The sequence below is a fragment of the Haliscomenobacter sp. genome (assembly GCF_033763495.1).
Taxonomy (GTDB): Bacteria; Bacteroidota; Bacteroidia; order Chitinophagales; family Saprospiraceae; genus Haliscomenobacter.
On sequence record NZ_JANRKL010000228.1, the window covers coordinates 73324 to 96387 of the forward strand.

A 23064-nucleotide genomic window follows, 5' to 3' on the forward strand; every position below is an offset into this window, starting at 1 on the left:
AACTAGACTTGATAATACCAACGGTACCAGTCAATAAAACTTTGAATCCCGGTTTGCACCGAAGTGGCAGGTTTGTAACCTGTGTCCACTTCCAGGTCATGAACATCGGCAAAGGTAGCTGCTACGTCACCGGGTTGCATGGGCAACAACTCTTTGATGGCTTTTTTTCCTAAAGATGTTTCAATCGCGGCAACGAACTCCGCCAATTGAACGGGCTGATTGTTACCAATGTTGTATACACGGTATGGGGCGCTGGAATGGGCAGGGTCTGCAATTGCCGGATTCCAGTTTGGATTGGCAACCGGGGGGCGATCCGCTACCCTGATGATGCCTTCTACTATATCATCAACATAGGTGAAGTCCCGAATCATTTGCCCATGATTGAAGACCTTGATGGGCTCACCAGCCAAAATGGCTTTGGTAAACAAAAACAGGGCCATATCGGGCCGGCCCCAGGGGCCATAAACAGTAAAAAAACGCAAACCCGTAGTAGCCAACCCAAACAAATGGCTGTAAGTATGGGCCATGAGTTCGTTGCTTTTTTTACTGGCTGCGTATAAGGAGACGGGATGGTCCACATTATGGGCCGTAGAAAAAGGCATCTCACTATTCAGTCCATACACGCTGGAGCTACTGGCATATACCAGGTGCGGTACCTGTTGATGTCGACAACATTCCAGGATATTGACAAAACCTACAATATTGCTGTTGATGTATGCATGTGGATTGATTAAACTATAGCGTACTCCGGCCTGGGCCGCCAGATTGACCACTACGTCAAATTTTTCGGTTTGAAACAACTTTCCCAAGCCTGCCAGGTCTTCCAACTGGAGTTGAATAAAAGAAAAGGATACCTCTTTACTTGTGCACAAGAGGCCCTCTTTGATTTGTTTGCGCTCAATGCCCAACTGGCTTAGGCGGGCATATTTCAATTCAACATCGTAGTAATCATTCAAACAATCCAAACCCACTACTTCGTCCCCGCGTTCAAGTAGTTTTTTAGATAAATGAAATCCAATAAAACCAGCAGCGCCGGTCACTAAAATACGCTTCATTATGATTGATGTATGCATTTAAATTACCTAGCTATGCTGCGCCCCGTTTGTTGGTCAATGGCCGCAAAATTTCCGGGGCCATTTGCATACGCAGAGAATATCCTAGGTTTTCCAACTCCACTACAAAGTTTTTGGAGCCCAAACCCTGCAACAGCCTTCCCCGGAGGCCGAACAAACTGCCGCTGATAATCTCCACTTCTTCGCCAACTTTAAACACCCCCCGATCTACCTCCACATTGGGAACCTCGCCAGTAACCCGTCGCATAATGTCAATTTCAACTTCGGGAATGGCAATCAATTCTTTGGCGATTTTAACAAAATGTGTCACATCAGGAGTTTCGAGCACAGAAACATACTGATCCTTAACAATTTGGACAAAAACATAACAATTAATCAGTGGTAGTTCAACCTTTTTGACCTTACGCGTATACATACGGGTCACCTTCTGCAAGGGCAGGTAGCTCTTGATTCCCTTGTCACACAAGTACTTGCTCACCAATTTTTCCCGTTTGTATTTGGTGCATATCGCAAACCAACGGGGTTCTAAAGCGTCAAGCATAGTTTCTATTGTTTATAGCGGGTTGTTTAGCTTAAATGGGTATTACAAACGCCAATAAGCGATATTTAACATTTCAGCAGCCTTTCGGGCATAAATGCCTTTAAGGTCCAGTAATAAAGGTTTGCCATTCATCAGTTTGCGTAGCTCTTCCAGTGGCATTTCTACAAAAGTTTGGTGAGCTACGGCAATGATAACCGCATCGTAGTTGCTTTCAGGTTCACTCATTAGGTTTAACTTGTATTCATGCGCCACTTCTGTCGCAGAAGCAAAGGGGTCTACCAAATGGGTGGTGATCGAAAATTGCCGTAACTCCTGTACCAAATCGGCTACTTTAGAGTTGCGTATATCGGCCACATTTTCTTTAAAAGTAACCCCCAGTACCAGTACCTTGCATTGACCAGGGTTTTTACCTTTTTGGATGAGCATTTGCACGAGGCGCTTGGCAACATAGGCTGGCATTTCGTCGTTGATTTTGCGCCCACTCGTAATCACATGAGGCGTGTACCCTAATTCTTTTGACTTGTGCAAAAGGTAATAAGGGTCTACACCAATACAGTGCCCTCCTACCAAACCAGGATAAAATTTTAAAAAATTCCATTTGGTACCGGCAGCTTCCAAAACCTCGCGGGTATCAATGCCAATGCGGTCAAAAATTACCGATAATTCATTCATAAAAGCGATGTTGAGGTCGCGCTGGGTATTTTCAATCACTTTAGCTGCTTCGGCAACTTTGATGGAACTGGCCCGGTATATTCCAGCTTCGATGACACTGCCATACACCTGAGCAATCAGTTCGCAGGCCTCATCGTCACTGCCAGACACAACTTTGAGGATTTTCTCTACAGTGTGTTCTTTGTCGCCGGGATTAATACGTTCTGGCGAATAACCCACTTTAAAATCCTGCCCAAAAATCAATCCCGACTCTTGCTCCAGAATCGGCACACAATCCTCTTCGGTACACCCCGGATAAACCGTGGACTCAAATACGACAAAATCCCCTTTTTTCAACTGGGAGCCCACCGATCGGGAGGCCTTGAGCAAGGGGGTCAAATCAGGGTTATTGTGTTCATCAATCGGGGTTGGCACCGCCACAATGTGGAAATGTGCCTGCTGTAAATCTTCGATCTGGTGGGTAAACTGGATGTCTGCGCCCTGAAAAGCCTCAGCCCTTAATTCCTGCGAAGGATCTATTCCTGCCCGCATTTGAGCCACCCGGGTGGTGTTGATGTCAAAACCAACGACCCGAAATTTTTTGGCTAAAACCAGGGCCAGTGGCAAACCTACGTACCCTAAACCTATGACTGAAACCAGTTTTTTCTTTTGTACAAAATCTTCAATCCCCATCGTCTCTGCTTTCCAGTTAGTGGCCAAAACCCTTTACTGACTCAACAATGTAGTTCAATTGTTCTGGATCCAATTCGGTATGAATGGGTAAAGACAATACTTCCCGACACAATTGCTCCGTGACCGGTAAATGTTGCAGATCCGTAAATGGCCGAAATGCATCCTGCTCGTAAAGTGGCACCGGGTAATAAATCATTGTGGGCACTCCTTTTTGCTGAAGATGCGTTTGCAGGGCATCGCGTTGCCCATTTTTTACCAACAGGGTATATTGGTGAAAAACGTGGGTAGATTTTGGGTGCCGTACGGGGGTTTGAATCCAGTCCAAGCCAGCAAAAGCTTTATCGTAAAAATTCGCCGCAGCCTGACGGGCTGTGGCATATTCGTCCAAACGTTTGAGTTTAACACCGAGTACCACTGCTTGAATGGCATCCAGGCGCGAGTTGACACCTACCACATCGTGGAAATAGCGCCGAACCTGGCCATGATTGGCCACCTTTTGCATCTTTTCGGCCAAATCGGCCCGGTTGGTGCTGATGGCTCCACCGTCTCCATATGCACCCAGGTTTTTGGATGGGTAAAAAGAGGTACAACCGATGTGGCCAATGGTTCCCGTTTTGGCCGTGCTGCCGTCGCTAAAAGTATAGTCAGCGCCAATGGCCTGAGCATTGTCTTCGATCACCCAAAGGCCATACTTTTGTGCCAAGGCCATGATCGGTTCCAGGTCGCAACTTTGACCAAAAAGGTTGACTGGTACAATGGCTTTGGTGCGAGGCGTAATGGCTTTAGCGACGATTTCTGCGGTCAGATTGAAGGTATTGTAATCTACATCTACCATTACAGGTTTCAAACGCAGCAGAGCAATGACTTCGGCGGTAGCCACGTAAGTGAAAGCAGGTACAATTACTTCGTCGCCGGGCTGCAAGTCAAGTGCCATCATTGCAATTTGTAAGGCATCGGTGCCGTTGGCACAAGGAATCACATGTGCGGTACTCAGGTATTGCTGCAATCCTTCCTGGAAAGCTTTCACCTTGGGTCCATTGATGTAAGCGGTTGTATCGAGTACTTCTAGAATACCCTGGTCAATTTCGTCTTTGATCTTCAGGTATTGCCGCTTCAGGTCAACCATTTGAATGGCGTGCATAATTTAAACCTTTGCCAGTGCTTTACCCGCAATCGTCTTACCAATCGCCAAACTGGCGGTGGCAGCTGGCGAAGGAGCACTGCATACATTAATGATATTGTGGTCCTCAAAAATGAGGAATTCGTCAATTAATTTGCCTTGAAGGTCGCAGGCCATAGCGCGCACCCCGGAACCTCCGCGCTGCAAATCCTCAAAACCTACTTCGGGAATCAGGTGTTGCAAGGCTTTGACAAAGGCCGTTTTGGAATAAGAGCGCTGCATTTCACCTAGGCCATAACGCCAGTGTTTGGCGGCCAGGCGTAGAAAACCAGGGTAAACCAAAGTTTCGGCTAACTCACCAAGATTGATGTCCCAACGACTATAACCTTCTCTGCGGAAAGCCAGTACAGCATTAGGCCCAGCTTCTATCCCTCCTTCGATCATTCGGGTGTAGTGGACGCCCAGGAAAGGAAATTCAGGATTGGGCACCGGATAAATCAGGTTGTTGACCAAATACTGTCTTTCAGGTTTCAACTCGTAATACTCGCCGCGAAAGGGGATGATTTGCACTCCATTAATTTGTTGCCCGGTCATTTTTGCGACCTTATCGGCGTACAATCCTGCACAATTGATGAGCAGTTCTCCCTTTACTTCGTCATTTTGACTGCGCACAATGATCTCATTATCCTTGCGTTGGATAGATTCCACCTTAAAACCTTTGCGAATAACAGCCCCTTTGTCCTGGATCAATTCTGCATATTTGTGGGCTACCTTGCGGTAGTTGATGATGCCCGCAGAAGGTACCCAGAGGGATTCAATCACGTTGACGTGGGGTTCGTGCTCCCGGGTTTCTTCAGCGCTGATGCGACGGATGCCGGTCAGCCCATTTTGCAGGCCATGTCCCATAATCCGATCCAGTTGGGGCAATTCTTCCCGGCGGGTTGCAACAATGACCTTGCCACAGATATCATAAGGGATCTTGTGTTCGTCGGCAAAGCGCAACAACTCGCCATATCCCTCCATGCAGTTGCGAGCGCGTAAGGTGCCAGGTCGGTAATAAATGCCCGAATGAATGACGCCACTGTTGTGCCCGGTTTGGTGTGCAGCCAGTTCCTGCTCTTTTTCGAGCACAGTCACCTTCAGGTCTGGTCGCGCTTCCAGCAGGCGCCAGGCGGTGGCGAGGCCGACAATTCCACCTCCAATGATAAGTACTTCTTTGTTCATACGCCTAATGTTTTAAGCCAGTTCGGACCAGAGTAACAAGGGTTCTACCGTTGCCTGACTCTTGACCAACCCCGCGTATTCGCCGGGTGTATAAATGATATAACGAATGCGGCGTTTGACCAGGGTCTCCACCTTTTCGATTAGCTGCAACAAATAATGCTGATCAATATTGCCCACAAAGATCAAATCAATGATTGCAGAGTCCAAGCCCCGGGCAAAATCTCCGGTGAGAAATACCTTTTCTACCTCGCCGAGGCGTTTTACCACATTTTCGATAATTTGATCCAAGCCCAGGTATTTCATCAAAATGGCATTGACTTCCCTAAATAGAGGATGCTGGGTATTGGCCCGGAAGATTTTTTTGTTGCCACAAAGTTCCGACACGAGCATGCCGGCCTGTTCCAGATTGTTCAGTTCCAGCCGAATGGCATTGGTAGATTCGCCAAACTCACTTTCCAAACCCCGCAAGTAAGCGGTGGTGTTGCTGTTGAGGAAAAATTTCAACAGCAATTTGATTCTGGTTTTAGAAGAAATGAGCGCTTCGATCATTTAAGTGGACTTCAGTTATATTCGGATACACAAAGGTAATAAGAAAATGAGTAAAAAAATTGCTCATTATTAAAAATTGTTGTTACCTAATTCGCTCGCAATAGGCTCAACTACTCAGTCTTAAACCGCCATTTTCATCAATAACTTCAGCAAGGCTGCTGCCGCCTTTGAGATTTTTGTGCCCGGACCAAATATTCCCACTACCCCTTGCTCGTACAAAAAAGCATAATCCTGTGCAGGAATTACTCCGCCCACCACCACCATGATGTCGTCACGGCCCAGTTTTGCCAGTTCGGCAAGGGTTTGAGGCACCAGGGTTTTGTGGCCTGCCGCCAGGGAGGAGATACCCAGGATGTGTACGTCGTTTTCCACTGCTTGTCGGGCAGCCTCTGCCGGGGTTTGGAACAAGGGGCCGATATCCACATCGAAGCCCAGATCAGCAAAACTGCTGGCGATTACTTTGGCACCGCGATCGTGGCCATCCTGGCCCAGTTTGGCGATCATGATACGGGGCCGACGACCTTCCATCTCGGCAAATTGGTCAGCCAAATCCTGGGCTTCTTGAAAATCGAGATCCTTATTGGCTTCCTTGCTGTAAACTCCAGAAATTGCTCGGGTTACCGGGGTGTAGCGCCCAAAAGCAGCTTCCAGTGCACTAGAAATTTCACCCAGGGTAGCGCGCAGACGGGCACAAGTAATGGCCAAAGCCAGCAAGTTGCCCTCCCCGGTTTTTGCGCCCTGTTTCAAGGCTTGTAAAGCAGCCTGGCAGGCGGTCTCGTCACGTTCGCTTTTGGTTTTCTGCAGGCGGCGGATTTGAGCTTCCCGCACGGCACTATTGTCTATTTCCAGGGTGTCGATAGGTGCTTCATGTTCCAAACGGAAAACATTTACCCCAACAATTTGGTCTTTACCGCTGTCGATACGGGCTTGTTTGCGCGCGGCGGCTTCTTCAATGCGCAATTTGGGCAGGCCTTCTTCAATTGCTTTGGCCATGCCACCCAGTTCTTCCACTTCTTCAATCAAAGCCCAAGCACGTTTCACCAATTGGTCGGTGAGGTATTCTACGTAGTAGCTTCCCGCCCAGGGGTCGACAGCTTTGCAGATATCCGTTTCTTTTTGCAGGTAAATTTGGGTGTCGCGGGCAATTTTGGCCGAAAAATCGGTGGGTAAAGCAATGGCCTCATCCAGCGAGTTGGTATGCAAAGATTGGGTGCCGCCCAGGGCTGCTGCCAATGCCTCGATGGTAGTGCGGCCCACATTGTTGAAAGGATCTTGCTCGGTGAGGCTCCATCCGGATGTTTGGCAGTGCGTGCGCAAGGCCATGGATTTGGTGTCTTTGGGGTTGAACTGTTGTACTATTTTAGACCACAACATTCGCCCAGCGCGCAGCTTGGCAATTTCCATAAAATGATTCATGCCAATGGCCCAAAAGAAGGACAAGCGGGGTGCAAAATCATCTATGTCTAGCCCGGCCTTGACACCAGTGCGCAGGTATTCCCAGCCATCCGCCAGGGTGTAGGCCAATTCCAGATCAGCAGGTGCACCTGCCTCCTGCATGTGATAACCACTGATGGAAATGGAGTTAAATTTGGGCATGTGTTGTGCAGTGTAAGCAAACACATCTGCAATGATGCGCATCGAAGGTTCAGGAGGATAGATGTAGGTATTGCGCACCATGAATTCCTTTAGGATGTCGTTCTGGATGGTTCCGCTCAGTTGAGCTGGGCTAACTCCTTGCTCTTCCGCTGCGACAATGTAAAAGGCCATGATGGGAATCACTGCACCATTCATGGTCATGGAAACCGACATTTCAGCCAGCGGGATTTGGTCAAAAAGGATTTTCATGTCTTCCACCGAATCAATGGCAACGCCCGCTTTGCCCACATCGCCTTGCACCCGCTCGTGGTCGGAATCGTAGCCGCGGTGGGTGGCTAGGTCGAAGGCTACGGAGAGCCCTTTTTGGCCTTGTGCCAGATTCCGGCGGTAAAAGGCATTGCTTTCTTCGGCAGTAGAAAAGCCCGCGTATTGGCGGATGGTCCAGGGACGAATGGTGTACATACTGGCATAGGGCCCACGTAAAAAGGGTGGGATGCCAGCGGCAAAGTGTAGATGTGCTATCTCTGCCAAATCGGAGGGCGCATAAGCTGATTTAATGCTTATTTTTTCCGGACTTAACCAAGGCTCATCCTCCTGCTTGGGCTTAGCTCCTCCAAGGTTGAGCTCAAGTGTTATATTGCGAAAATCAGGGCGTGCCATAGAGCTGGGTTAATGGTTCAAGGGGCAAATTAAACCATTTTGCCTGGAAAGCAAAGTGAGCACTTGGATTCGCCAGGGGTGACTTTTTGCAATTTAGGCATTTATTCCTCAAAACATCCAGCACTGAGGCATTTGCCAATCAGCCCGTGTTTCGCTTATACTTCAGGCCCCAAAACTTGACTTATAGATTCAACCAATAGGTGACTTTCAAAACCAGTGCCCGGTTTTTGACCTGTGGCCCCTGAAAAAACTGGTCGGTGAAATAATTGTCCGTATACACCAAGAACACATCCGATACTGGGCGGAAGCGCCATTGCAAACGGCTATTGATGTTCACGTTGTTGACCTGGGTATTGTACTGCAAAAAGGTGCTGAAAAACACACTGCGGCTAAAGGACAACTCCGCCCGGGGCCCGATCAGCCAAAAACTGGCGCTGTTGAAAGGAGTAGGCAAATGGATGTCGTTGTAGGCGTAGGTCATCGCAAAAACGCCGTAAGGTTGCCAGCGGTACACCAGCTCGCCGTTGACGCGGAAGATATTGCCATTGAAATATTGGCCCGTACCCAGGTTGATTTCGTAGGAAAAAGGTTTACGAAAGTCCGAGGTGTAGCTCACACCCGCCGTGTGGTAAGTGTAGTCCGTGCCAGCAGGCAATACCTCGCCCCCCGAATTGGTGGGGTCGAAGGGGAAATAGAGGTAGGTGTATTCCTGCCCAGCGTTTATTTCCAAGGAAGAGTTGCCGGGAAATTCCATAAAATAAGTCAGCTGGTGGCTGCGGTCGGTCAACTGGTAGCCCGGCGCATTGTAGGTCAGGGTATTTTGCAGGTTGAAGCCGGTAACATTGACCTTTTTCGCCCAGCCCTCCTTGCGGGGGAAGATGTTCATTTTGGTGATGTTGAACACCGAAAACTGCCCGGGTCGAGGAATAAAACCCACATCGGCCCGATAATCCTGCCCGATGTATTGCAAACCCGACAAAACGTTCCACTTGCGGGTAAAACGGCCCAAAAACGCGGCTGCCGATTGGGCGTCAGCATTGCTTTGTTGGCCCGAGAAGGAGCGGTGGTAATAAAACTCACCTTCCCATTGGTTGTCTTTGGAAAAAAGGTTGTATTCCAGGCCTGCTACCCGGTTGTAGGCAGCTGGGTTGTGCTGGATTTTTTCCTGCGCGTCCACCCGGAAGTTTTCCTTGTTGACAAACACTGCGCTGATGGCCGAACGTTCAAAAACCTTGCGTTGCAAAACGCCCACGGTGTAATTGGCTGGGCCTTGTTTGAGGGCGCTGACTTGCCCCGTTTGCATGTTGAGCAGGCCGATGCGCCAGTTTTTATCCAGTTTGCCACTCAGGCGCATGCCAGCTTTGATGGGCACATTGAGGTTGCGCGTTACGGAAATGGTGTCGCCCTCGGTGGTTACCTTGCGGATGCTGCCATTGGCCAAACCTACCCGGCGGCTGAAAAAAGGCCGGCTATCGGGGAAACCAAAACGCCCGAACAAGTCTTCATTTTCCAAAAAGAACTGCCGCCTTTCGGGGAAAAACAGCTCAAAGCGGCTCAGGTTGGTGATCTGGCGATCCACATCAACCTGAGAAAAATCGGGGTTGATGGTCAGGTCCAGGTTGAGCGAGGGGGTGATGGCGATTTTGGCGTCGCCCCCGATGTTGAGTTTGTTTTCGGTGGGAATTTTGAATTCAAAGTCCTTCTCCGTTCGCCCGATGATGTAGGGAATCACCGACACGTTGGCACCGGGCTGTGGTGGGGCGTCTTCCCAAATGAGCGAACCAGTGAAGGCCAGATTGACGGGCATAAAAGCACGGGGTACGGGCGACCAGGTGGAAGCCTCGTTTTGTTTGAGGCCAAAACGCACAAAATTGATGCGCCAGGCATTTTGCCCGCTCACTTGCCGGTAGCGCAGGGTTTTGAAGGGGATGGCCATTTCGATCACCCAGTGGTCGGTATGGTTCTGGATTTCGGAGTACCATTTGTTGTCCCAGTCGATCGTAAGGTTGGTGCCATTGTCGATCAAGCCTTCGCGCTGCACATTGAAAGGCGATACGGCGAAGTGGAAACCATTGAGTTTGTCGCTGAAGGGATCGATGTTGACGGCAAAAACGTCGCTGGTGCCACTCTGAAAGTCGCGTTTGAGGGAAGTGGTGATGTAGTCGGCCTGATTTTGGTACAGAACCGCCCCAACGTAGAGGAAGTTTTGGTCAAAAGTGAGGCGGATTTCTGATTTCAAATTGGCTGTGGAGGTGTCAAAGGGGAAGTTTTGGAAAAAGTCTTTGGCGACCTGGGCATTTTGCCACGCAGGTTCATCCAGCGCACCATCCAGACGGATGGTTTCTTTGGATTTGCGGATCGATAGTTGGTGTGGTTCAACGGGGATTGGGGCTTGGCTGTAAAGGTTTTGGGTCAGCAGCAGGCAGATACTGCTGAGGAGTTGGGCGATTTTCATGCTAAACAAAGTTGTGTGGACTTTAGAATGGCGCGAATTTCTGGATTATAATGGTGTAAAACAAATGATAGGGCTGAAGGGGGAGAGAATGATGCCCAATAGGTGGTTTTTGACGATTGAAACAATTTTTAGTTCAAAGTTGAACACAACAAATAACCGATCCAAAATGACTGGATCGATTATTTGTTAAAAGGATTTGGAAGAGATGCTAAGTGTCAAGACCAAGTTAGGCAAGGTTCATAATAATTTTTCAAGCGCTTTACGAATGGCTTGTTTTACCTTCTCTTCTACATCTCCTTCTTCCAGAGATTTACCGATTTTTTGCTCTTTTTTAAAAAGAAGTTCAGGCTCAATGTTAAGCACTTCGGCAATAGCTAGAATGTGATTTATTTTGGGAATAACAATTCCATTTTCCAGACTTACATACCAGCGGCGAGAGATTCCCGCCTGATTAGCTACATAAGCCTGTTTGTAATTGCGTTGTTCACGCCAATAACGAATATTCTCGGAAATCGTTTTGGGACTAATCATAAGGAAGTTTATTACAGTGCAACGTATTAATCTAGTAGACTGACGATATAGTCAGCGCTGTGTCTATTTATGCACAAACTTCGTTCAAAACTGCATATGGAGTGAAGTTTTTCGCGTTATTTTATTGTTAATTTTATCGAATATTGCACCATGAAAAAAGTGATACCGGATTAAAAACATCATCAAAACTGTTTCTTATGAAAAATTTATTGCTCCTGATTATTTTCGCTCTTTCATTTTTTGCGGGTCATTATGGAATTGCACAAGTAAAAGTTACAAGTACAGGAAAAACGATTCTTGGGTTGGAGCGTTCGGGAAATGATCCATCTGCTCAGGTAACTACAGAAGCATTAGGTGTCAATCCTTCGGATGGACTTCGCACCAAATCAAGAATTTCCTTTGGAGATTATGGCTACTCAGGATCAGGAGAATATATTTTTTTAGGAGAAGCTCGTGCCAATATTACCGGAGGGGGCGACGATTCTGATGCCCTACATTTACACGGCAGCAATGGTATTTATTTTTCCACCACTTCTACTGGTGCTTATGTAGGAATGAAACTGGATGTGAGTGGTAATTTATTGGTGAGGGGGACTTTGACGCAAAACGTATCTACCTTTTCTGACATTAGATTGAAAAAAAATATCTTAAAAATTGATAGCAGCTTAAGCATTCTCAAAAAATTAAATGGAATCCGTTATGATTTCACTCCAGCAGTAAATTCCAAATATCGAGCAGATCTGGATAAACTGAGTCCAAGTGGTGAAAAAGAGAAAAAAGCGCTGGAAGACGCCAAGAAAAGTATAGACAAAGCATCCGCACCAGTTACGGATCAATACGGACTTTCCGCACAAGAAGTACAAAAAATATTACCCTCCATCGTATCTACTTCGGAAGATGGATATTTGGCTGTCAATTACACCGCCTTAATTCCCATTCTAATCGAAGCCGTTAAGAGCCAACAAAAACAGATTGAAGATTTACAAAAAGAAGTAGAACTCCTGAAAAAGAAATAAACAGCCTTTCTAGGCGATTCAACATCCATTTTTGGTGCTTAAAATAAAGATATGAAATCCGCAACCCGTTTCATAAAAGGACTTCTTTTGATCCTCCTCGTGGCAGGGCAGGTATATGGCCAGGAGCAATTAAGCTGGCTACCCACCAATTCACCTCAAGGCACGGTATTTTTTTTGTCATCTCAAAAGAAACATCTATTTGCGGGCATCCACAATCATGGGGTATACCGCAGTAGTGACTTGGGGGACACCTGGGAAAGGGTTGATCAAGGGATAGCCAGCTTGATGCCTCATTGTATGTTGGCCTCGGATAAATATTTTTTTGTAGGCACCAACCATGGAATCTACCGAAGCCTACAAGATGATTTAAAATGGGAACGAAAAGAAAAGGGATTGACCAGTATCAAAATTTTGTCTTTGGCGCAAAATGGCAAGACTATTTTCGCTGGAACCAATCAAGGAATTTTTCAATCCAGCGATGAAGGGGAAACCTGGGAACAGGCCAAACTTCCCCAGCCAATTGGCGTATCGAGAAATATTTATGCGCTGCTGGTGACCAAAGACAACAACATCATCGCTGGAACCAGCAGAGGCGTATACCTAAGTGCCGATGAAGGCAATACATGGCTGCTATTAGACGCTGGTACTCCACACGATGTGGCAAGCCTGGCCACTGATGGCAAAGTCATTTATCTAGGAACAAGTGGTGATCAGATCATTGAAACAGAACGCTTGAGTTTTTTTGGAAAAGGAACCAAACAAACGCAGGGTCTTTCGAATGTACAAGCCTTGGTGGTTGTTGATTCGGCACTCTATAGTGGTGGAAACTTAAAAGGAGTAGTAAAGGACACTCAAAAAATAGACCGTGAATTGCCTTTTGATGGCATCCGCTCCATCGCGGTTCATGATAAGGTGTTATTTGGGGGGACGCTCAAATTTGGGGTCTGGAAATATGCCTTAAAACCTAAAAAGCTACATGACATCGAATTGGCTGAGTTGGGTAAAGCAGATGCACAACAGTATGGCATGAAGGTGTTTCCAAACCCTGCACCAAAAACGGGAGATCGGAAAATCTCTTATTGGTTGTCCTCAACCGAAAAAGTAGAAATACAAGTATTCAATGCGCTAGGAACACTGGTATACAAAACCGATTTGGGCATCACTGCTCCAGGTAAATATGACTTTAACTTGGGTGGAAACAACAACTTACAAGCAGGAATGTACATATGCACGCTCCGCATCGGTAATAAATTATTGATCGAAAAACTCATCTTTTCAGAATAGTAGCGAAATAGGCAGACTGGCTTAACTCATCCATCAAAAACAAAGGATCATGTTTTCTTGCAATAGATACTTCAAATTCATCTTTATCTTAATCACCATAAGCTTGATGGGCCATGTAACCGACTTGCTTGCTCAGGCAACACCCTCGATTGTACTTCCCTCGATTACTTTGCCAAACACCCCTGAGGCCTCCAGCTTGGGCAAATTCGGAGAGGGGAATGTGAATACTTATACAGGAGCCTTGAGTGTATCCATACCACTGTATAGTATTCAAGGCAAAGAATTAAAAGAATCCATAGCTCTTTCTTATGACGGTTCTGGCAACAAAGTGGCCAACCTTCCTACCTGGGTGGGCCTGGGCTGGACCCTTGCCAATGGAGGTGTAATCACTCGTTCCATGAATGGTATGCCCGATTTGAATTCCAATTATTACTCAAAAGCTGATCAAATTAAGCCAGAGACAACTGTTGGATATACGGATCAATTTCAAGAAAACGACTATTTGTACAGTGTTGCAGGACGTACAGTAGAAACTGAACCTGATGTGTACTACTTCAATTTTGGGGGGTACTCCGGCCGTTTTTACATCGATGCACGGAAAAATATTTATCAGGCAGAGAAAAAAGACATTACCATCCAACCAGCGTATGGTTCTGAAGACATTACCTCATTTACCATCAAGGATATGATGGGCAATGTGTATGAATTTACAGCAACAGAGGTAACTGATGCTTTTATCGAATGTTCAGAGACGGGACAATGTTCCAAAGCAAGGTATATTTTTAACAGCAGTTGGTACCTCACCAAAGTGACTTCCGCTAATGGAACTGAGCTGATGGAATATGAGTACGAAACGCTGACTGCCGCATATAGCCCACCAATCAATTTGGCTTCTAATCAATCAATGACTTATTGGTTATCTACGGAACTGGTTAGTGGGGGTACCCCTGGAACTTGTTGTGGCCCACCCCAGTTTCCCTGTGGAGAAAACAACACAACGCCCAATGTTCAAAAAGGCGGGTTTACGAATCAGACCTATATTTTGAACCGCAAATTCTTGAGTAAAATCTATTACAGGCTAAGAGATCCAAACTCGGCAAGCACAGTAACTACAGAAACGGTCGAATTTCAATCCTCAACCAATAGTTTTCCCCATGCTTATGGAGGCAAAAAACTGGATAAAGTAACAATTAAAAAAGGTGAAAATGGTGTTACTGGCCTTATGGAATGGAAGTTTACCTACAGTGGAAGCACCAATAGACTGACTTTAACAACCCTTCAACAATGCGCCGCTGGGACCACTACTTGTGAAGAACCTTATAGCTTTGAATACAATACCACAACACTACCTGATCCAACCTCAAGTCAAATTGACTTCTGGGGTTATTACAACAGCAATCCCAATCTACAAGGGCTTATCCCATCTTTTACCTACCCAAACAATGGAATAACTTACCCTGGGCAAAACGCTAATCGCAACACCGATACTACTCGGGTAAAGGCTGGGATCCTTACCAAAGTGACCTATCCTACCAAGGGCTACACTCAATACTACTACCAAGCTCATTTGGTCGCCAACGACGATGGAAGTGGTATTGATCGATACGTAGGTGGGTTGAGGATTAAAGAAATTAAAAATTACAATTACTCAGGTACATTGATCAATCAAAAATATTATCGCTACATCAAAGAAGGGTCACTCCCTAACGATCTGAATAACTCCAGCGGAAGCCTTAGAACCCGACTGGATTATGTAAGCTTCTCCTCTAGTCGGCACTACCCTGAATATCTGATTACTTGTGATATAGTTGGAGGTAATTGCATACCATATCCTCAGGGGCATGAATGGATTTGTAGGTTTATAACACTTACTGCTACCAACAACACCTCACTCGGCAGTGAAGAACTCGGACACGTAGGTTACGACCGAGTTGAAGAGATCATTGCCGGAAAAACGGTTTCATATTTCCGACATGGCAACAATGGCCTAGGAGATTTGTCAAAAACGGTGACTTATGATGACCAAAATAAAAAACTAAGCGAAAGCATATACACTTACAGCAACGACATCAATGAAACCCGCAACTTTACCAGTTGTAATGGCTACAAAGTAGAACAATACCTGGATCAGGATAATGCTACTACCCTTTGCCAAAGCGCGGGAGGTGGATTTTCTTGGTTAACTCCACTGCAATCTGGTACCAACTGTATAATCCAGAGAGGTTACGGCGTCAAACTCCGCCGCAGTTACTACACCATTCAACAGAAATGGAAATACCTGGCCGCCAAAACCGACAAACAATTTTTCTACGACGGAGCAGGAATCCTTTCAGGTGAAGTCAGCACTACTACCAATTTCACTTATGGCAACACCAAGGTGACTCAGCCTACCATTACGTCCGTACAAAACAGCGATGGCAAAACCTATACCAGTATTGTACGTTTTACCGAAAATGCTTCTCCCGTACAATCCGCCCTGGTGACCAAAGGTATGTTTGGAGTGCCCGTCGAAGTGGAAGAACAAGTGGATGGCGTACTCACCAAAAAAGTAAAGGTGGAATACTCGGTAGATGAATTTCCAGGCGGATTGGTTTTACCCTATCGCTTTTACGACAAATACAACTCCAGCCAGGCGGATGAACTGCAACTCACCGTTCAGTCTTACGACAAATATGGCAACCTGCTGCAACTACAACGCGAATACGACCAACCCGTGAGCGCCCTCTGGAGCAATTACCATACCCGTATGGCTGCCAAAGTACTCAATGCCGCTCAAAACGAAGTAGCCTACACCAGCTTTGAAACCACCGAAGCCACCCAAGGCAACTGGAGCATCACGGGTACCAACAACATCCAATACAATGGCGCCAGCCCAGCCAAAGCTGGAGCAGGTTGTTTCGGCACCGGGTCTGGAAGTTTTACCAAAACGGGACTCCCCATTGGCAAATACATCCTCAGTTATTACAGCAAATCACCCGGAGGCGTAAGTGTAACACTATCCGGCGGTACTGTGCTCACGACCACCACCGACCAAACCGAAGGTGATGGCTGGGCCTACGTCGAACGCCTGCTGGATTGTACCGCTGCCAACGCCAGTGTGACCGTAAATACCTCCGGGGCCCTCTTCGACGAACTGCGCCTTTACCCTCATGATGCCCTCATGACCACTGCCAGCTACGACCGCAACTCTTGCCTGGTCAAAGCCATCAGCGAAGAAAACAACCTCACTGCCAATTTTGAGTACGATGCCTTGTTGCGCCTGTTGCGTGTGAAAGACTTCAATGGAGACTACGTCAGCAGCACCGATTACCTCTACCGCACGGCCAGTGGAGGTGAGAACACCATCAAAACCCGCCTGGTTCAAACCGCTGGCATCACCACCACCGCTGGCATTTCCAGCTTGACTGGTGCCAACCTGATCGATTCCTATAAGTTTTTTGACGGCCTGGGTCGCCCGGTTCAACAAATTGACCTTAATCAATCCCCTACCCAGAAGGATATCGTAAGCTTTATGGAGTACGATCAGTTTGGTCGGGAAGTAAAAAAATACCTGCCCTATACCATCGCTGAGACCAATGCTCGCGCGATTCGGCCAAATGCCATCAGCGAACAACAAAGTTTTTATACGGCCATTGCTGAAGGATCTGCCTATACGGAGACTGTATTGGAAAACTCTCCACTGAGTCGCCCTAAACAACAATACCTGGCGGGGACTTCTTTCCGCAGCAAACCTGGCAGCACCACCTATGGTACCAACACCAGCAATGAGGTGCGCAACTTCAAAACCAGCGGCTATTACGCGGCCAATAGCCTGATGAAAATGACCGCAACCGACCCCGACGGCAAAACCAGCATTACCTATACCGACAAAATTGGCCGCACCTTGCTCACGGTCAATGGTGGCGAAAAAACCTATACCGTATATTACGACCACGGCGGCGTCCAAGCAGTACTGCCTCCCAATGCCAGCGCACTCCTGGAAAGCAATACTGGCTGGACAGTAGCGAGCAGTACCGAAGGTGAACGCCTGTACAAATACACCTACGACCCCAACAATACCAGTCTGTTGACTTCCAAACAAGTGCCGGGTAGCAACCTGCAATACATCTACTACGACCGTATGGATCGCCCGGTGCTCAGCGTAGATGGCAATGGCATTAAACTCTTTACCAAATACGACATCCTCAATCGCCCCGTCATCACGGGCAAATACAATGGCAGTAGCCTGCCCGCCAGTGGCAATGGCCTGTACGAAAGCCCCAGCACCAGTGGCCCTCACTACTACAGCACCACCACGGCCTTCCCTACCGATGGCCTGATTGAGGTATACACGGTAAACTACTACGACCAGTACGACCTCAATCGAGATGGCACGCTCTCCAGTACCGACGAAGCTTACAGCACTCCACCCTCTGGCTACAACCTGCCTACCTACCGCGTACGCGGCAAAAGTACCGCTGTCAAAGTAGGGCAACTGCCCGCTACGGGTGCAGCCCCTACTCAATATCTCCTGAGTTTCACTTACTACGACAAAAAAATGCGCGTGGTGCAAACCCGAGGCGACAACCACCTGGGTGGCAAAGACAAAACCTACCAGCAAATCAACTTCCCCGGTTGGACGCTCAAATCCAAACGCGAACACACCGTAGGCTCAACTACGACCACCATTGAAACTACCTTTGAATACGACCACGCTGGCCGACTGACCAAAACCAGCGAGAGTGTCAACGGTGTATTCCCCACCGTGCTTTCGCAGCAGGAGTACGACGAACGCAACCTGCTCAAAAACAAAAAACTGCACCAGGCCAGCGGCGGCGGCTACCTCCAAACCCTGGACTATACCTACAACATCCAGGGCTGGGTGAGTCGCCTCAACGATCCTGCCAGCCTGGGCAGCGACCTCTTCGGCTTTGAACTGGTGTACAAAGAAGGCGACGCCAGCCTGGACAGCCGCTATGCCTCCGGCCAAAATGCCAACTACGCAGGCAACATCACCCTGATGAAATGGAATGTACAAGGCAGCAGCAACGTAAAAACCTACGGCTTCCTCTACGACAACCTCAACCGCCTTAAAGAAGGCATTTATGCCGAAAAAACGAGCGGCGGAAGTTATACCGCCAGCGGCAACTACGCCAATGCCCTCACCTACGACCGCGATGGCAACATCCTGACCCAAACCCGTACTGGCCGTAAAGGGGATGGTACTTTCAACCAGATCGACAACATGACCTATACCTATAACAGTAAAGGTCAACTCAGTACACTGCGCGACAACTCCGATGGAACCAAGGGTTTTGTAACCCCCACGCCCGGCACCGCCCAAGGCTACACTTACGACAATGCCGGCAACCTGACCCGCGATGAGCACAAAAAAATCACCATCAGCTACAATGCCCTCAACCTGCCCCGCCGCATCCTGTTTGACAATGGCTCCCAACTCGACATCACCTACGATGCCGCTGGCAACAAACTCAAAAAACAAGTCATCTACCCAAATGGGGATAGAACCATCAACAACCTGCCCATCCCCTCCGGCACCTACACCGCCGCTGGTACCATCACCTCCACTGGCCGCGTAGACAATGGCAGCAATGTGACCTTCAAAGCTGGAACGGCGGTAATGCTCAACCCCGGTTTTGAAACCAAACAAGGCGCCGCCTTCCTAGGCAAAACCGAAACTGGCCAAAGCGCCAACTACACCCAGGATTACGTCATGGGCATTGAGTACCAAAACACGGTGATGCAAGCCATCTACAATTCTGAAGGTCGCTTGTACTTTACAGGTTCTACTACGCGTTATGAGTACACCATGACGGATCATTTAGGCAATGCCAGAGTCAGCTTTACGGATCAAAATGCGGATGGGGTTCCGGAGATTATTCAGGAAAACCACTACTATCCGTTTGGGCTTGCCATGGAAGGCCCGTGGATGAATGATCCTGCGGAGGACAATAAGTACCAGTACAATGGGAAGGAATTGAATGATGATTTTGGGCTGGGCTGGATGGATTATGGGGCAAGGTGGTATGATGCGAGTGTGGGCAGATGGAATGGGGTGGATCCTTTGGCGGAGAAGATGCCCAGTTGGTCTCCTTTTAGCTATGCCTTTAATAATCCTTTAAAATTTGTTGATCCAACTGGCATGGAACCAGGATTAACACCTGATCCCGGGGACAAAGATTCTAAGAGAGATCGAAGGATTAGAAGGGAAATTAAAAAAGCAAGAGACCAAGCTTTAAGTGAAGGTAGGGAAATTTCGGCTATGGAAGCTCAAAATATTATTGCCGTAGAAAATCAAAACAAACGTTGGTACAGACACGGAGCTGTAAGGGATAATAAAGCTTGGTTTGCGAGTAAAACAACAGGAGGAAGGGTACAAACAATTCTGATATGGCAGTTGTATGAAAATATTGACAAACTAGCATATGAATCAAAAGCTGATGCAACTGAAGGATCTCAACCTTACAATGTTGCTACAGAAGTAAATATCGATCCACAAGGAGAATTTGTCGAAGGGAGCATGGAGGGAGAAGTGGTTCTAACAATGGATGATAGAATGAAACCTGACAATCTAATTGTTACCTACCAAACTGCTGCTGGCCCCAAAACTATTGAAACGAAATATGGGAGCATGTTTGATCCAAACGATAATGTAAGGACCCTTAAAATTCCACTTGCAGAACTCAAGTCCACTGTTCTTAGTGTTACTGTTAGTAATCCAGAAGGAGGAGAGAATCGTAATGCTTATGATTTAACGATTAGGACAGTTGGTACCGCTGAAAGGAAAAGCTCAAAATCTGTGCATGCAATAATTGATCGCAGGCCTACTCGGAGGCGTAGGTAGAAGGTTAGCAATTGTAACGATTAGTCAGTTTTTTCAGATCGAGATTGAAAGCCAAGATTTTTGAAGCTTTATGGCATGATCTGAACAAAACCTTACCCTGTGCATGAAGAATTTCTGTTAGCAAATTCAATTTTAAAGCAACACAAATGGAAATCGTGGTAAAAATTATTATCTTATTTTTTCTTCTTGGTTCTATAACCCAAAGAATTGAAGCACAAGGGAAATTTACCATTTCTTCCGCTGTAATAACCCCGGAAGGAGATACCGTAAATCGGATCAATCATAATGGGGAAAAAGAAGGGAGATGGCTAGTATATAAAGAAGGAAGAAAAACCGAAGAGTCCTTTTACTTGAAGGGACAAAAGCATGGAAAAAGCTTGCGTTTCGCCAAGAGTGGAATGCTTTTAGAAGAAAGCAACTATGCAAATGGTCTATTGACAGGGAAAAAAATAGAATACTGGCCAGGAAGAAATAAAATATATTTAAGTACCGAGTATAAAGATGGGAATAAAGAAGGCTGGGAAGTAATGTATTATGAAAATGGAAAAATATCCATCGAAGAATTTTATGTTAACAATATACCTGATGGACCTATTAATTCTTATTTTAAAAATGGCCAAATCAAAGTAAAAGCACAAATGAAAGACGGAGAGGAAAGCGGCACATGGTATATATATTTAAAATTTTTTGGAAAAAAGAAGGAGTTTGACTTTGATGAAAATGGAAAAAAAATTGAAGAAAGAAGATACTTTTTGGGAATGAGGATAAAAACTAAAACATTCTTTTAAGAGGGCGTAAAATGTTACTGAGCATCTTTTTGCAAAACCGAAACGAGCCAAAGCGCCAATTATTCCCGGCTGGACCCTCAAATCCAAACGCGAACATACCGTAGGTTCAACCACCACCACCATCGAAACTACCTTTGAATACGACCACGCTGGCCGACTGACCAAAACCAGCGAGAGTGTCAACGGTGTATTCCCCACGGTACTCTCTCAACAGGAGTACGACGAGCGCAACCTGCTCAAAAGCAAAAAAATACACCAGGCCGGCGGCGGCGGCTACCTCCAAACCCTGGACTATACCTACAACATCCAAGGCTGGGTGAACAAACTCAACGACCCCGCCAGCCTGGGCAGCGACCTCTTCGGCTTTGAACTGGTGTACAAAGAAGGCGACGCCAGCCTGGACAGCCGCTATGCCTCCGGCCAAAACGCCAACTACGCGGGCAACATCACGATGATGAAATGGAACGTACAAGGTAGCAGCAACGTCAAAACCTATGGTTTCCTCTATGACAACCTCAACCGGCTCAAAGAAGGCATTTATGCCGAAAAAACCAGCGGCGGCAGCTATGTCGCCAATGGCAACTACGCCAATGCCCTCACTTACGACCGCGATGGCAACATCCTGACCCAAACCCGTACTGGCCGCAAAGGCGATGGTACTTTCAACCAGATCGACAACATGACCTATACCTACAACAGTAAAGGTCAACTCAGTACACTGCGCGACAACGCCGATGGAACCAAGGGTTTTGTAACCCCCACGCCCGGCACCGCCCAAGGCTATACCTATGACAACGCCGGCAACCTGACCCGCGACGAGCACAAAAAAATAACCATCACCTACAACGCCCTCAACCTGCCACGCCGCATCCTTTTCGACAATGGCTCCCAACTCGACATCACCTACGATGCTGCGGGCAACAAACTCAAAAAACAAGTAGTGTATCCCAATGGCGACCGCAGCATCAACGACCTGCCCATTTCCTCCGGCACCTACACCGCCAGTGGCACCATCACCTCCTCTGGCCGAGTCGACAATGGCAGCAATGTGACCTTCAAAGCAGGAACGGCGGTACTGCTCAACCCCGGCTTTGAAACCAAACAAGGCGCCGCCTTCCTCGGCAAAACCGAAACTGGCCAAAGCGCCAACTACACCCAAGACTACGTGATGGGCATCGAGTACCAAAATACGGTGATGCAAGCCATCTACAATTCCGAAGGCCGCCTATACTTCACCAGCACAAGTACCCGTTATGAATACACCATGACGGATCATTTGGGCAACGCCCGAGTCAGCTTTACGGATCAAAATGCGGATGGAACTCCGGAGATCATTCAGGAAAACCACTACTATCCTTTTGGCCTCGCTATGGAAGGGCCTTGGGTGAATGATCCTGCGGAGGATAATAAATACCAGTACAATGGGAAGGAGTTGAATGATGACTTTGGGCTGGGTTGGATGGATTATGGGGCAAGGTGGTATGATGCGGCGATTGGGAGATGGAGTGGGATTGACCCGTTAGCGGATATACGTCTTGAACCCGCTGGCGTAAGTATTCCATCAGCTGCCCCGGCTGGCCCCACTGAGCAGGCAGGTGAGTTTCATGATTTGGAGTAGTTAGGACAGATTGTTAATGGGGACAAATTTGAGGATTAAATGGATAGAAAACAAAAGATGGTGATGAAGAGTGTGAAATTGAGGTTGAAAAAGGTGTTTTGGAGATTTATAAGTTTTCTTAGAGCTTGTCTAAATATTTTTGTTTTAAGCGAAAATGAGGCTGATTTTGGCTGAATGAGGCACGAAAAGTGGAGTTTAGCAGCGCTAAATGAGCATTTTCGGAACGAAATTCAGCCAAAATCGGGCCATTTGCAGCAAAACAAAAAAATTTAGACAAGCTCTTAGCTGGACTTTATCCCTTTTAGGCAGAAGCGCCAATAAGGACATTCCAAAGATACCTGATGTTATGAATATAATTATCAACAAGGGTGTTTTTGGAGGAGGTTAAAAATTGATTATGCCTCCAGATAGCGGTTTTTAC

At 47.1% G+C, this 23064-nt stretch carries 15 protein-coding genes; 5 read left to right on the plus strand and 10 right to left on the minus strand.

Translation table 11 applies throughout. The annotated features are described in order from the left end of the window. Window positions 1-2: 2 nt before the first annotated feature. From SFV55_RS27135 to SFV55_RS27175, 9 genes are all read right to left on the minus strand, one after another. Window positions 3-1055: an NAD-dependent epimerase gene (locus tag SFV55_RS27135; protein ID WP_320032730.1), complete on the minus strand. Its 1053-nt coding sequence runs from the start codon at window positions 1053-1055 to the stop codon at window positions 3-5. Between the two features lie 31 nt (window positions 1056-1086). After that, a complete protein-coding gene (locus tag SFV55_RS27140; protein ID WP_320032731.1) occupies window positions 1087-1614 on the minus strand; it encodes a UpxY family transcription antiterminator in 528 nt (175 codons plus the stop codon). A gap of 42 nt (window positions 1615-1656) precedes the next feature. Continuing rightward, a complete protein-coding gene (locus SFV55_RS27145) occupies window positions 1657-2958 on the minus strand; it encodes a nucleotide sugar dehydrogenase (protein ID WP_320032732.1) in 1302 nt (433 codons plus the stop codon). 16 nt (window positions 2959-2974) lie between these two features. Then, window positions 2975-4099 (minus strand): DegT/DnrJ/EryC1/StrS family aminotransferase, encoded by a 1125-nt coding sequence (locus tag SFV55_RS27150; protein WP_320032733.1) that lies wholly within the window; start codon window positions 4097-4099, stop codon window positions 2975-2977. 3 nt (window positions 4100-4102) lie between these two features. Next, window positions 4103-5302: an L-2-hydroxyglutarate oxidase gene (gene lhgO / locus SFV55_RS27155; protein WP_320032734.1), complete on the minus strand. Its 1200-nt coding sequence runs from the start codon at window positions 5300-5302 to the stop codon at window positions 4103-4105. A 12-nt stretch (window positions 5303-5314) separates the two neighbouring features. Next, on the minus strand, window positions 5315-5851 hold the full coding sequence (locus SFV55_RS27160; protein WP_320032735.1) for an ArsR family transcriptional regulator: 537 nt from the start codon (window positions 5849-5851) through the stop codon (window positions 5315-5317). A gap of 120 nt (window positions 5852-5971) precedes the next feature. Then, window positions 5972-8107 (minus strand): methylmalonyl-CoA mutase, encoded by a 2136-nt coding sequence (gene scpA / locus SFV55_RS27165; protein WP_320032736.1) that lies wholly within the window; start codon window positions 8105-8107, stop codon window positions 5972-5974. Window positions 8108-8288: 181 nt separating this feature from the next. Beyond that, entirely contained in the window at window positions 8289-10562 is a 2274-nt protein-coding gene (locus SFV55_RS27170; protein WP_320032737.1) for a DUF5916 domain-containing protein, read from the minus strand. Between the two features lie 237 nt (window positions 10563-10799). After that, complete coding sequence (locus SFV55_RS27175; protein ID WP_320032738.1) at window positions 10800-11093, minus strand: helix-turn-helix transcriptional regulator; 294 nt, start codon at window positions 11091-11093, stop codon at window positions 10800-10802. Between the two features lie 197 nt (window positions 11094-11290). On the opposite strand from SFV55_RS27175, the gene SFV55_RS27180 reads away from it, so the two are divergent. From SFV55_RS27180 to SFV55_RS27195, 4 genes are all read left to right on the plus strand, one after another. Beyond that, window positions 11291-12109: a tail fiber domain-containing protein gene (locus SFV55_RS27180; RefSeq protein ID WP_320032739.1), complete on the plus strand. Its 819-nt coding sequence runs from the start codon at window positions 11291-11293 to the stop codon at window positions 12107-12109. Between the two features lie 51 nt (window positions 12110-12160). Next, the gene (locus SFV55_RS27185) at window positions 12161-13393 is read left to right on the plus strand and encodes a T9SS type A sorting domain-containing protein (protein ID WP_320032740.1); all 1233 of its coding nucleotides are present in this window, start codon (window positions 12161-12163) and stop codon (window positions 13391-13393) included. Between the two features lie 49 nt (window positions 13394-13442). Continuing rightward, window positions 13443-20237 (plus strand): DUF6443 domain-containing protein, encoded by a 6795-nt coding sequence (locus tag SFV55_RS27190; protein ID WP_320032741.1) that lies wholly within the window; start codon window positions 13443-13445, stop codon window positions 20235-20237. A 146-nt stretch (window positions 20238-20383) separates the two neighbouring features. Then, the gene (locus SFV55_RS27195; protein WP_320032742.1) at window positions 20384-21025 is read left to right on the plus strand and encodes a hypothetical protein; all 642 of its coding nucleotides are present in this window, start codon (window positions 20384-20386) and stop codon (window positions 21023-21025) included. Between the two features lie 106 nt (window positions 21026-21131). Here SFV55_RS27195 and SFV55_RS27200 read toward each other — a convergent pair whose 3' ends face one another. After that, window positions 21132-21335: a hypothetical protein gene (locus SFV55_RS27200; protein ID WP_320032743.1), complete on the minus strand. Its 204-nt coding sequence runs from the start codon at window positions 21333-21335 to the stop codon at window positions 21132-21134. Between the two features lie 6 nt (window positions 21336-21341). Here SFV55_RS27200 and SFV55_RS27205 point away from each other — a divergent pair, with 6 nt between their 5' ends. Beyond that, on the plus strand, window positions 21342-22643 hold the full coding sequence (locus tag SFV55_RS27205) for a 3-coathanger stack domain-containing protein (RefSeq protein ID WP_320032744.1): 1302 nt from the start codon (window positions 21342-21344) through the stop codon (window positions 22641-22643). The last annotated feature ends 421 nt before the right edge of the window (window positions 22644-23064 follow it).